The organism is Pseudogemmobacter sp. TB195 (assembly GCF_058313095.1).
The window spans coordinates 1-11,587 of the sequence record NZ_JBZEGG010000055.1 but is presented as its reverse complement, the minus strand read 5'-3'; the positions used below and the strand labels follow the sequence as shown (position 1 = coordinate 11,587).

Annotated in this window: 9 protein-coding genes and 1 pseudogene; 9 read left to right on the top strand and 1 reads right to left on the bottom strand. The window is 62.1% G+C overall.

The window, feature by feature from the left end; all coding sequences use genetic code 11:
- Positions 1–528: 528 nt before the first annotated feature.
- Positions 529–1,572 carry a tRNA 2-selenouridine(34) synthase MnmH gene (gene mnmH, locus AC4FS3_RS28085; protein WP_491023275.1) on the bottom strand — a complete coding sequence of 348 codons (1,044 nt, stop codon included), beginning with the start codon at positions 1,570–1,572 and terminating at the stop codon, positions 529–531.
- 221 nt (positions 1,573–1,793) lie between these two features.
- Here mnmH and AC4FS3_RS28080 point away from each other — a divergent pair, with 221 nt between their 5' ends.
- The 9 genes and pseudogenes from AC4FS3_RS28080 to AC4FS3_RS28040 all read left to right on the top strand — a co-directional run.
- On the top strand, positions 1,794–2,966 hold the full coding sequence (locus AC4FS3_RS28080; protein ID WP_491023274.1) for a M24 family metallopeptidase: 1,173 nt from the start codon (positions 1,794–1,796) through the stop codon (positions 2,964–2,966).
- A gap of 162 nt (positions 2,967–3,128) precedes the next feature.
- Positions 3,129–4,733: an ABC transporter substrate-binding protein gene (locus tag AC4FS3_RS28075; protein ID WP_491023273.1), complete on the top strand. Its 1,605-nt coding sequence runs from the start codon at positions 3,129–3,131 to the stop codon at positions 4,731–4,733.
- Positions 4,734–4,811: 78 nt separating this feature from the next.
- Complete coding sequence (locus AC4FS3_RS28070) at positions 4,812–5,819, top strand: ABC transporter permease subunit (protein WP_092898185.1); 1,008 nt, start codon at positions 4,812–4,814, stop codon at positions 5,817–5,819.
- The gene (locus AC4FS3_RS28065) at positions 5,816–6,718 is read left to right on the top strand and encodes an ABC transporter permease subunit (protein ID WP_491023272.1); all 903 of its coding nucleotides are present in this window, start codon (positions 5,816–5,818) and stop codon (positions 6,716–6,718) included. The genes AC4FS3_RS28070 and AC4FS3_RS28065 overlap by 4 nt, the downstream gene beginning before the upstream one ends.
- 4 nt (positions 6,719–6,722) lie before the next feature.
- Positions 6,723–7,559, top strand: coding sequence for an ABC transporter ATP-binding protein (locus AC4FS3_RS28060; RefSeq protein ID WP_491023271.1), 837 nt, complete (start codon positions 6,723–6,725; stop codon positions 7,557–7,559).
- Positions 7,556–8,410: an ATP-binding cassette domain-containing protein gene (locus tag AC4FS3_RS28055; protein ID WP_491023270.1), complete on the top strand. Its 855-nt coding sequence runs from the start codon at positions 7,556–7,558 to the stop codon at positions 8,408–8,410. The genes AC4FS3_RS28060 and AC4FS3_RS28055 overlap by 4 nt, the downstream gene beginning before the upstream one ends.
- A gap of 805 nt (positions 8,411–9,215) precedes the next feature.
- Complete coding sequence (locus AC4FS3_RS28050; protein WP_491023269.1) at positions 9,216–9,548, top strand: hypothetical protein; 333 nt, start codon at positions 9,216–9,218, stop codon at positions 9,546–9,548.
- Between the two features lie 577 nt (positions 9,549–10,125).
- A complete protein-coding gene (locus AC4FS3_RS28045) occupies positions 10,126–10,749 on the top strand; it encodes a nicotinate-nucleotide adenylyltransferase (RefSeq protein WP_491023268.1) in 624 nt (207 codons plus the stop codon).
- A 151-nt stretch (positions 10,750–10,900) separates the two neighbouring features.
- A pseudogene (locus AC4FS3_RS28040) lies at positions 10,901–11,321 on the top strand (transposase); the annotation flags it as partial.
- Between the last annotated feature and the right edge of the window lie 266 nt (positions 11,322–11,587).

The following is an 11,587-nucleotide window of genomic DNA, read 5'->3' as shown; positions in this document are numbered from 1 at the left end:
AGACCTTCGTGCAAATGGACCACAGGCCGACAATGCACTAACATTCAAACCGGACCACTCAGTGGGGGCATTCCAGCTTCCAGGATGCCGCCTATGATCCGGCTATGGGCTTCGAACCCGCCCAGAGGCCTCCCCGCCCAAGGGGCAGAGCCATTCACAATCCAGTTCTGAACCAAGACCAGCAAGGCACGGAGATACGTCGCGGCGTTCCCCGCAAGGTGCGCCTCCAGGTCATATTTGAAGCCCGTTCGCTCGCCCGGGCTTTCCATCTTTGGGTTGAGATTGATCAATAGGACACGCTGCAACAGTTCGCTGGAAAGCTGGGTGCGGTTCGCCGCCATTTGTCAACAGGACCTGGGCTCCATTTTCTCTGGCGCTGCTGCTTTGTCCCGGTTGATGACGAAAATCTGGCAAGCGGTTGTGATTATACAGAAAATTTCAGGGATAGACAGGCCGGGGATATAAGGCAGCAGAGGAGGCCTGCCGCGCCCCCATGGGGATGCGAGGCCGGGAGCGCGCCCGCACCTGCTATATGCACTGCATTTCTTCGGCCAGACACTCTGCCGCAGCAAGCAGACCCGCCGGATCGAGACCTGGCACAAACACCCTGTGGCGGGCCATGCCGCTTCTTGCCCGGTGTTTCGCATAGCGCGGGTCGTAATGGGCCGCGATCAGTGCTTCTGACAGCGCCACATATTCCGCCCGCCCGGCAAGCATATGCCATTCTGCGACCCGCTCAGCCGGATGGAACGGGCGCAGCTGATCGATGGTCGCGCTGAGCCGGTCATGATCGGCCGTCAGGTCGCTATAGGCACTGGCAAGGTATCTTGCCCGTTCCTGCGGCGGCACATCAAGCTCGATCCTTGGCGCCGCACACATCGCTTTCCACAGCTGTGACGGAAGCCGGCATTGACCGATAGCCGAGCTTTCGGCCTCGACAACAACAGGGCGGCTGGGGTCGAGATCACTCAATGCCTGGGCGATGCGTCCCTCGAACATCCGTTGCGACGGCTGAAGGCCCCGGCTGCCAAACAGCGACCCCCTGTGGTTCGCCATGGCTTCAAGATCAATGGTCTGGATGCCGCGCAGCGCCAGCAGCTGCAGGAGTTCGGTCTTGGCCGATCCGGTATTGCCATCAAGCAATATGATGCGCGACGGGGGCGCGGCCTCCAGCGCCCGCACCACCAGCCCGCGCCAGGCCTTGTAGCCGCCCGCAATGATCTCCGCGCGCCAGCCGATCTGCGACAGGATCATGGCCATCGAACCGGACCGTTGACCGCCGCGCCAGCAATAGAGCAAGGGCCGCCAGCCGCCCGGCCTGTCGGCAAGCGGCCCCTCAAGATGCCGCGCGACATTGCGCGAAATCAGCGCCGCGCCGAGTTTGCGCGCCTCGAAAGGAGCGATCTGTTTGTAGATCGTGCCGACGCGGGCGCGTTCCTCATCATCGAGGACAGGAAGGCTGATGGCTCCGGGCAGGTGATCAGCCGCAAATTCGGACGGCGACCGAACATCGATGACGCAATCGAAGCCCCGTTTTTCAAGATCCAGGAGTGAGTTCAGCGTGATGGCCATGCGGCAGCATTATTCCATATCCTGCGCCTGGAAAAGACGCCATCAGCCCAGGCGTGAAGAAGGGGATGCGTCGCCCCCGCAGGCAGATGCTAGGCGAGACCCGGGTCAGGGCCGGCAAACCGCCTGTCCTGACCGAAATTCCGCCATAACCGGCCGGCGCTCTTGCTCCGCGCCGAAAGGAAAGGGACAAAGGTGGCAGATCAGCCGGGGAGTGGCAGAAGATGAGCTTTGACAGGGCGCTTGGCGTTTTTCGTCCGGTTTCGGTTCCGGCTATTGGCGGCGCGGAATATGCGGCGCGGGCCGGGGCTTTGCAGGCGCGGATGCGGGCGGCGGAAATCGGGGCGGTCTGGCTCGATGCCTCATCCTCGCTGAACTATTTCCTCGGTCACAGTCTCGGCCTTTCAGAGCGTATTCACGGGGCCCTGATCCCCGCCCGGGGCGCGCCGGTTCATATCAGCCCTACCTTTGAAGAGCCGAAGCTGCGCGCGTTGTTGCGCGAAGACGGGCATATAGCCACCTGGCAGGAGGACGAAGACCCCTATGCGCTGATCGCAGCCGAGGTCGCCCGGATCGCGGGTGAAGGCGCGGTCCTGGCGCTTGACCCTGCAACGCCCTGGCTGTTCGCGGCGCCTCTGCAAGCCGCGATGGCGGGACGGATCACGGCGGCGAAACCGCTGATCTCGGCCTTGCGCCAGATAAAATCCGCAGCCGAGATCGCCATCATCCAGACCGCGATGGAGGCCAGCTATCAGGTCCAGAAAGCCGTCTGGCAGAACCTGCGCGCCGGGGTATCGACCACCGAGACCTGCGCTTTCATCTCGGCCGCGCATAAGGCGCTCGGGGTAAAACCGCTTTTCGCGGCGGCACAATTCGGCGCGGCCACCGCCTATCCGCATGGCGTGCCCGAGCCGCAGATCCTCACTGAGGGCGATATGGTTCTGATCGATATGGGAGGGGTTTTGCATGGATATTGCTCAGATATCACCCGCAGTTACGTCTTCGGCACGCCAACCGCGCGCCAGCGGGAGCTATGGCACCATGAACATGCGGCCCATGCGGCGGGGTTTGCGGCAGCCCGGATCGGAGCCCCCTGCGAGGCCGTGGATCTCGCCGCGCGCGACAGCCTGACCGCTGCCGGTTTCGGCCCCGGATACGCGGTTCCCGGCCTGCCCCACCGCACCGGACACGGGCTTGGGATGGACATTCACGAGGACCCCTTTATCGTCAGAGGCAACCGGACTCCGCTCGCCCCCGGCATGTGTTTTTCAATCGAACCGATGCTCTGCCTTTACGGCGAATGCGGCATCCGGCTGGAGGATATTGCCTGGATGGCGGAAGACGGCCCGCGCTGGTTCTGCCCGCCATCAGTCAGCCTGGACCGGCCTTTTGACTGAATGCTGACAGGCCCGTCATTCTGGCAGGAATTTCGTTCGCTTTTCGGCCAAATAAAGTGGAACATCGGCATTCTGGCGATGTATGCAAACAGAATACAGTCCGGACATCTGGCACGAATCCGGAACAAAAAAACCGTCAACAGTGAGTGAAAGGAACCACTTATGAAGCTTCTCTCGCGCAGCCTGATTGCTGCCTCGGCGCTGGCGCTCAGCGCCGCAGCGCCCGCCATGGCGAAAACCTTCATCTATTGCTCGGAGGCCTCGCCCGAGGGCTTCGATCCGGCCCCCTATACCGCCGGCACCACTTTTGACGCCGGCGCGCACCCGGTTTACAGCCGCCTCGCCGAATTCAAGAAGGGCACAACCGAAGCCGAACCGGCGCTCGCAGAGTCCTGGGATGTGTCGGAAGACGGCACCGAATATACGTTCCACCTGCGCAAGGGCGTGAAGTTCCATTCGAACGACAAATTCACCCCGACCCGTGATTTCAACGCCGATGACGTGATCTTCTCCTTCGAGCGTCAGTCCAGCGCGGATCACCCCTGGCACCAGTATATCCCGGGCATCACCTACGAATATTACACTTCGATGGATATGCCGAACCTGGTGAAATCGGTCGAGAAGGTCGATGATTACACCGTCAAAGTGACGCTGAACCAGCCGGAAGCCCCCTTCATCGCCAATATCGCCATGCCCTTCATGTCGATCGTGTCGAAGGAATATGCCGATGCGCTGGACGCCGCCGGCACCCGCGAGGATTTCAATAACGCGCCCATCGGCACCGGCCCGTTCAAATTCGTGGGCTATCAGAAAGACGCGGTGATCCGGTATCAGAAGAACCCCGACTATTGGGGAACGCCCGCGCTGATCGACGATCTGGTTTTCGCCATCACCCCGGATGCGGCCGTGCGTCTGCAAAAGCTGAAGGCCGGCGAATGCCATCTGATGCCCTTCCCGGCTCCGGCTGACCTCGCAGGGATCGCGGCGGATCCGAACCTGAAGATGGACGAACAGGCCGGCCTCAATGTCGGCTATCTGGCCTATAACACCACGCTCGCGCCTTTCGACAATCCGAAGGTCCGCAAGGCGCTGAATATGGCAATCAACAAGGAGGCCATTGTCGCCACCGTGTTCGAGGGCCATGCCGAACCCGCCAAGAACCCGATCCCGCCGACCATGTGGTCCTATAACGATGCCATCGTCGATGACCCCTATGATCCGGAAGTCTCGAAGAAGCTCTTGGAAGAAGAGGGCGTCTCCGGTCTCACGATGGAGATCTGGGCGATGCCGGTGCAAAGGCCCTATATGCCGAATGCCCGCCGCACCGCCGAAATGATGCAGGAAGACCTGTCGAAAGTCGGCGTCAAGGCCGAGATCGTCTCGTATGAATGGGGCGAATATCTCGACAAGTCGATGGAGCCGGGCCGCAAAGGCGCCGTCATCCTTGGCTGGACCGGCGATAATGGCGACCCAGACAACTTCCTCTCGGTGCTGCTGAGCTGCGCCGGTGCGGCCCCAGGCGGTGCGAACCGCGCCTTCTGGTGTAATGAAGAGTTCTCGGCGCTGCTGGCGAAAGCAAAGGTCTCGTCTGATCAGGCCGAGCGCACCAAACTCTATGAAGAGGCCCAGGTCATCTTCAAGGATCAGGCGCCCTGGTTCACCATCGCCCATTCGACGCAATATGTGCCGATGAGCAACAAGGTGACCGGCTTCGTCCAGAGCCCGCTTGGCGATTACACCTTCGACACTGTCGATATCGCCGAGTAATCCGCCGAGGATGAACCACCCGGACGCGCGGGAAGGCACGGCCTTCTCCGCGCGTCTCTTTCAGGGGCAAAGAGGCGTATGATCCGTTTCATCCTTTCACGACTATTGTATCTGGTGCCAACCTTCCTTGGGATCACCATCGTTGCCTTCTCGTTCCCGCGTTTGCTGAAGGGCGACCCGGTGTTGCTGATGGCGGGCGAACGTGGCGTCTCGCCCGAGCGCCATGCCGAAATCTCGGCGCAACTGGGATTTGATAAGAACATCGTCCTGCAATATTTCGATTTCGTCGGGCGGCTGTTTCAGGGCGATTTCGGCAATTCGCTGGTGACGAAAAAGCCGGTCCTGTCCGAATTCCTGACGCTTTTCCCCGCAACGATTGAGCTTGGCTTTGTCGCCATCGTACTGGCGACGCTGGTTGGCGTGCCGATTGGCGTGCTGGCGGCGATCAAGCGAGGGTCCTGGTTCGATCAGCTGTCGATGTCTGCGGCGCTTGTGGGCTTTTCGATGCCGATCTTCTGGTGGGGCCTGCTGCTGATCATCGTCTTCTCGGGCAATCTTGGCTGGACGCCGGTCTCGGGCCGGATTTCGCTGATGTATTTCTTCCCCAATGTCACCGGATTCATGCTGATCGACAGCCTCCTTTCGGGCCAGAAAGGCGCCTTCGCCTCGGCCTTGCATCACCTGATTCTGCCCTCCATTGTGCTGGCCACGATCCCGCTGGCGGTGATCGCGCGGCAGACGCGGTCTGCCATGCTGGAGGTGCTGGGCGAGGATTATGTCCGCACCGCCCGCGCCAAGGGGATGCCGGCGCGCCGGGTGATCGGCGTCCATGCTTTGCGCAACGCGATGATCCCGGTCGTCACCACCATCGGCTTGCAGATCGGCGTATTGCTGGCGGGCGCGATCCTCACCGAGACGATCTTCTCCTGGCCGGGGATCGGCAAATGGATGATCGATTCCATCTCGCGCCGCGATTATCCGGCGGTGCAGTCGGGCCTTTTGCTGGTCGCGGGCGTCGTCATGCTGGTCAATCTGCTGGTCGATCTGACCTATGGCCTCATCAATCCGAGGATCCGCAACAAATGAGCGACACTTTCGTCAAACTCACCGATGCGCAGATCCGTCGCCGGATGCTGGCCGAATTCTGGTTCTATTTTTCGCGCAATCGCGGCGCGGTGATCGGACTTTGCGTCTTTGTGCTTCTGGTGCTGATGGCCTGCTTTGCCGATCTGATCGTGCCGCACAGCCCGACCATGCAATATCGCGGGATGGAGAAACTGCCGCCCGCCTGGGCTGCGGGCGGCAATTCCGACTTCTGGCTCGGGACCGATGCCGTTGGCCGCGATATGCTGTCACGGCTGATCAAGGGCTCGCAATATTCGATGTTCATCGGGGTGGTGGTGGTTTCCATCGCGCTGGTCGGAGGCATTGTGATCGGGCTGATCTCGGGCTTTTTCGGCGGCTGGGTCGATGTGGTGATCATGCGGGTGATGGATGTGATCCTCGCCTTCCCATCCTTGCTGCTGGCGCTGGTGCTGGTCGCCGTGCTGGGGCCAGGTCTGACCAATGCGATGATCGCCATTGCCATCGTCTATCAGCCGCATTTCGCGCGGCTGACCCGGGCGGCGGTGATGTCGGAGCTGAAGCGCGATTACGTCTCGGCGGCCCGGGTCTCGGGGGCGGGCAATCTGCGGCTGATGTTCAGAACGATCCTGCCGAACTGTCTTGCACCGCTGATCGTCCAGGCGACCCTGTCATTTTCCTCGGCGGTGCTGGATGCCGCAGCGCTTGGTTTCCTGGGCATGGGGGCGCAGCCGCCGACCGCCGAATGGGGCACCATGCTGGCCGAGGCGCGGGAATTCATCCTGAGCCATTGGTGGATCGTCACCTTCCCGGGCCTTGCCATCCTGATCTCGGTGCTGGCGATCAACCTGATGGGTGACGGGCTGCGTGACGCGCTTGATCCGAAACTGAAGCGGAGCTGAGACGATGGCGCTGTTGAAAATCCGTAATCTGACAGTCCGTTTTGCCACCTCGACCGGCTCTTTCACCGCCGTCGACGGCATCGATACCCAGGTCGACCGCGGCGAGGTGCTGGCCATCGTGGGCGAGAGCGGCTCGGGGAAATCGGTCTCGATGCTGGCGGTGATGGGGCTTTTGCCCGACACCGCCACCATCACCGCCGATGAGATGAGCTATGACGGCCACGACCTTTTGCATATGACAAAGGCCGAGCGCCGCCAGCTGATCGGGCGTGAGATCACGATGATCTTCCAGGAGCCGATTGCCTCGCTGAACCCATCCTTCACGGTCGGGTTCCAGATCGAAGAGGTGCTGCGCCTCAACCTCGGCATGTCGCGCCGCGAGGCCCACGCCCGCGCGCTGGAACTGTTCCGCCAGGTTGGCATCCCCCTGCCCGAGGAAAAGCTGACCTCCTATCCGCATCAGATGTCGGGCGGGCAGTGCCAGCGCGTGATGATCGCCATGGCGATTGCCTCGAAACCGCGCCTGCTGATCGCGGATGAGCCAACGACCGCGCTCGATGTGACGATCCAGAAGCAGATCCTCGATCTGTTGATGGATCTGCAGGAGGAATACGGCATGGCGCTGATCCTGATCACCCATGATATGGGCGTGGTCGCGGAAACCGCCGACCGGGTGGTGGTGCAATATCAGGGCAAAAAGATGGAAGAGGCCGATGTGCTTTCGCTGTTCGAGGCCCCGAAGCACCCCTATACGCGGGCGCTGCTGTCGGCTCTCCCCGAGAATGCGACCGGTGACCGGCTGCCGACCGTCTCTGATTTCTTCGGGGAGGCGGTGCGATGAGCGTGGTTCTTGAAGGCCGGAACATCACCCAGGACTATCACATCGGCGGCGGCCTGTTCGGCGCCTCAAAGACCGTCCAGGCGCTGAAAGGCGTCAGCTTTTCGGTGGAAAAGGGCAAGACGCTGGCGATTGTCGGCGAAAGCGGATCGGGCAAATCGACCCTGGCGCGGATCATCGCGCTGATCGACGCCCCCTCTGGCGGGGATCTCCTGATCGAAGGCCAGCCGGTCAATATCGCCGTGAAGCGCCCCGATCCGGTGCTGCGCTCCAAGGTTCAGATGGTGTTCCAGAACCCCTATGGCAGCCTCAATCCGCGCCAGAAGATCGGCTCGGTGCTGATGGAGCCGCTGGTGATCAACCGGCCCGCGATCGCGGCCGAGGAACGCCGCGCCCTGGCCGAGGCGATGCTGGTCAGGGTTGGCCTTGGCCCCGAGCATTTCAACCGCTTTCCGCATATGTTCTCGGGCGGGCAGCGGCAGCGGATCGCGATCGCGCGCGCCCTGATGCTGAACCCGTCTTTGCTGGTTCTGGACGAGCCGGTCTCGGCGCTGGATCTGTCCGTACAGGCGCAGGTGCTGAACCTGCTCGCCGATCTGCAGGAGGAATTCGGGCTCACCTATGTTTTCGTCAGCCATGACCTGTCTGTGGTGCGCTATATTGCGGATGATGTGATGGTGATCAGCCAGGGCCTGGCGGTGGAACAGGGCAAGCGAGAGGCGGTTTTCGCCAATCCGGCCGATGCCTATACCCGCCAGCTTTTCGCCGCGACCCCGGTCACCGATGTCGAGGCAATCCGGGCGCGGGTGGCAAAGCGGCAGGCCGCGCGCAAGGCGGCAGGCGCCCCGCGCTGAAGCACTGCCCAGGTTAATGCCAGCGCGCCCCGGCAGATCCCCTTGGGGGCGCAATCCGTGCGCTTATGGCCATCCGCCGCTGCTGTGGTCGCGCTGAACGCCTTCCCCCTCCCGATGACGCCGGGGCGGCAGCAGATTGTCGGCGGGGGGAGCCCATCACCCGGGGAGTCAGACGCCTGGCCTGGTGCCCCCATTTTTCTGCGTTTCATGCGAGCAGGCAGCAAAAGGACATCGTACGGCGACCGCGCGGCATCCCGCGCTCTGACTGACTGCGCCCGGCCTTCGGACGCGGGATTTCCCGGGGGTTGCAGATACCTGCCTGGTGAGCTTTTGGCATAATTCTGTCCCACTTGTGTGAAGATCCGTGGCCGATCTCTCGCCATATGGGCGAGATGATCGGCCAGCGTCTGCGCTCTCGTATTAAAGCAACTGCGAGTGGTGCAGGCTGGCCGCCGAGGCCAGGCTCACGCTCCGGGTGCAGAGAATTTGCGCATGAGATGAGCTGGCCAGATAGCGGCGTGCCGGCGAAGCGTTCAGAGCGTCGGTCTGCCGACTTTACCATCTCTCGACCATCGCGGCAGTGCCGCATGCGAGAAGAGAAAATGACACACAGCCTGCCCCCCCTGCTGCCGGGTGGAAAGGCAAGTCGAAGTGCCCGGACGGGCGAGAAGTGATGCGATCCTGAGCCAAACAGAAAAACGGATGAAATGGCCAGATTGTCGCCACATTGTAACCACAATACCCAGACGATACTCAACCCACAGTTGGTTACCGAGTCTTAAGCAATACCTAAGAGGAGGATGCCATGTTTCTTGTCTCACTGACCGCCGCAACCCTTGCCGGAGCATTCGCAGCCGGAGCCGCCTATTGCCTCGGATCTGGTATCTTTGGCATTGTCGTGACCTATGCAATCGCGGGCAACATCACCTTTGCAGCTATCATTGCCATGCTCACGTCCGGCGCCCACACAAGCGATATCGACTTCCAGCAGCAAGCGGAACTTGATCTTCTTGCGATGAAACTGGACCTCATGCGCCAGAATGAAAGCGGGAAACGCGTAAGCCTGTTCCGCCAGGAGCGTCAGGGTCATAAGCGCAGGTCCCGGGTGATTCCCCGGCCGATACGCTCTGTGAACTGAGTGCCCATGCGACCATCGGGCCGGGGATGAGCGCGCCCTGCGCCAGACCTTCCCGAGGTCGGTGATTGGTCAGAGGTGCATGCGCGGGCATCAAAAGCCCCCGCATGGTCACCGTTGCCAGGAGCGTCATGATCGCGGCGTCGACCGGCACCTGGCCGCCCCCAGCAGAAAACCGCAACAGTGCCACCCGCATTGCCACAGGTTTTTTTTCGACGGGGCGGAAACGGAGTTCAAGAGCACCGCCACCAGCTTTCCCGCTTTTAGTGCGAAAAGCGGGAGCTTCGGGCCGATGCTGATCGCTCGCCATGAAGTCGCGGATGATATGCCGCGCGGCAGCAGGTGACGGCCGTGGCCCGCCCTGCCCCCCGCGGTCGGGCGAGGTCAGCCCCGCCCGATAGTTACCGCCGGATGCGCCCTGAGGCTCTGCGGCGGTATGCGCGCAGGCCCGCCAGCTATCAGGTGGTCCCCCGGGGCGACGCTGGCGCCCGGCTAGAGTACGGATCGCCAGCGCCGTTTTCCTCTACGGCGCCGCTATCCATCGTTCCATAGCCGTCATGAATGAAATATGAACCCGGCTATGGCACAGGGCTTTCCTCTCGCGACACGCGGCATGGTTGTGGGTCTTCTCGGCGGGTCGTTTGATCCGGCGCATGAGGGGCATGTCCATATCACCCTTGAGGCGTTGAAGCGGATGGGGCTTGACCAGGTCTGGTGGCTGGTCTCGCCTGGAAATCCGCTCAAGGCGCGTCAGCCGGCGCCGCTTTCGGCGCGGATGCAACAGGCGCGGCGGGTCATGCGCCACCCCAGGGTCCGGATCACCGATCTCGAGCGGCGCCTCGGCACACGTTTTACTGCGGATACCATCGCGATGCTGAGGGCGATATACCCGGGCGTGACCTTTGTCTGGCTGATGGGGGCCGATAATCTCGCGGGTTTCCACCGCTGGGACCGCTGGCGGCGGATCATGGAGACGGTGCCGGTTGGTGTCCTCGCGCGGCCAGGCGCGGGTCTGCGCGCACGGCTGTCACCGGCGGCACAGATCTATGGCGGCAATCGCGTCGGGCGGGGCGAAAACCTTGCACGGATGAAGCCTCCGGCCTGGGTCTTCGTCAATCTGCCGATGAAGGATGCCTCATCCACTAAGATCCGGGCGAAGGGGGGCTGGCGGGCGCCGGAGGGGGGCGCTGCCCCCGGCTCCTGACGGAGCCTCCCCCGGGATATTTCAGGACAGATGAAATAGGGCCTGGCCTCGCGAGGTATGGGCGCCCTGCCCCCTGAGAACTGGATCGTTTGGAGCTGGATTTTACGGCTGGATTTCCCTGGCTGGAAGAGGAGCTGACGACGATGAAAGCATCGCATTCACGGCGGCGCAGAAGGCGTTCCTCCTGAAGCAGGGCCAGGAAGGAACGGCAGTAGCCGGGATCTACGGTAAGGCGGGGATCAGCCTGGCGACCTGCTTCACCTCGAAGAACCGCTATGGCAGTTTGTTGCCAGACGAGATGCGCCGGCTGAAGGCCCTGAAGATGAGAATGCGCGGCTGAAGAAGATCATGGCCGACCTCACGCCTGATCGGGACATGCTGCAGGACGCCATTCGCCGAAAGCACTGAGACCTGCCCGGACGCGCAAGTTTGTCGACGGGATGTTGGTCGATTGGCACGTGTCGATCTGTCGGGCCTGTCAGGCGCTGCTGCTCGACAACCTCGAGCTGCCCTTGCAAATCCCGCCGCGACCTGTGCAGGCCGACCCCGAACTTCGGATCCGTGAGATCTGTTAGATATGAGCCGTCGAGGCACCATCGGTTGGGGCCCGACGGCGATCTCGACGCGCATTCCCAAATGGCGGAAGCTGCCGTCAGAAAAATCCTGTTGGCCGCTTGGCGTTGGTTTTTCGCTCTGCGTCGGGGGCGAAGTGAATTTGCGGGGCTTGATGTCGGAACTGCAGCGCATGATGGGGCGCCCGGATTGGAATGCCCCCACTGAGTGGTCCGGTTTGAATGTTAGTGCATTGTCGGCCTGTGGTCCATTTGCACGAAGGTCT

What these genes read in the sequence shown, in the direction of transcription:
- AC4FS3_RS28060 (WP_491023271.1), top strand. Translation starts at nt 6,723, where the DNA reads ATGGCGCTGTTGAAAATCCGTAATCTGACAGTCCGTTTTGCCACCTCG.
- AC4FS3_RS28080 (WP_491023274.1), top strand. Translation starts at nt 1,794, where the DNA reads ATGAGCTTTGACAGGGCGCTTGGCGTTTTTCGTCCGGTTTCGGTTCCG.
- AC4FS3_RS28045 (WP_491023268.1), top strand. Translation starts at nt 10,126, where the DNA reads ATGGCACAGGGCTTTCCTCTCGCGACACGCGGCATGGTTGTGGGTCTT.
- AC4FS3_RS28050 (WP_491023269.1), top strand. Translation starts at nt 9,216, where the DNA reads ATGTTTCTTGTCTCACTGACCGCCGCAACCCTTGCCGGAGCATTCGCA.
- AC4FS3_RS28065 (WP_491023272.1), top strand. Translation starts at nt 5,816, where the DNA reads ATGAGCGACACTTTCGTCAAACTCACCGATGCGCAGATCCGTCGCCGG.
- AC4FS3_RS28055 (WP_491023270.1), top strand. Translation starts at nt 7,556, where the DNA reads ATGAGCGTGGTTCTTGAAGGCCGGAACATCACCCAGGACTATCACATC.
- AC4FS3_RS28070 (WP_092898185.1), top strand. Translation starts at nt 4,812, where the DNA reads ATGATCCGTTTCATCCTTTCACGACTATTGTATCTGGTGCCAACCTTC.
- mnmH (WP_491023275.1), bottom strand. Translation starts at nt 1,572, where the DNA reads ATGGCCATCACGCTGAACTCACTCCTGGATCTTGAAAAACGGGGCTTC.
- AC4FS3_RS28075 (WP_491023273.1), top strand. Translation starts at nt 3,129, where the DNA reads ATGAAGCTTCTCTCGCGCAGCCTGATTGCTGCCTCGGCGCTGGCGCTC.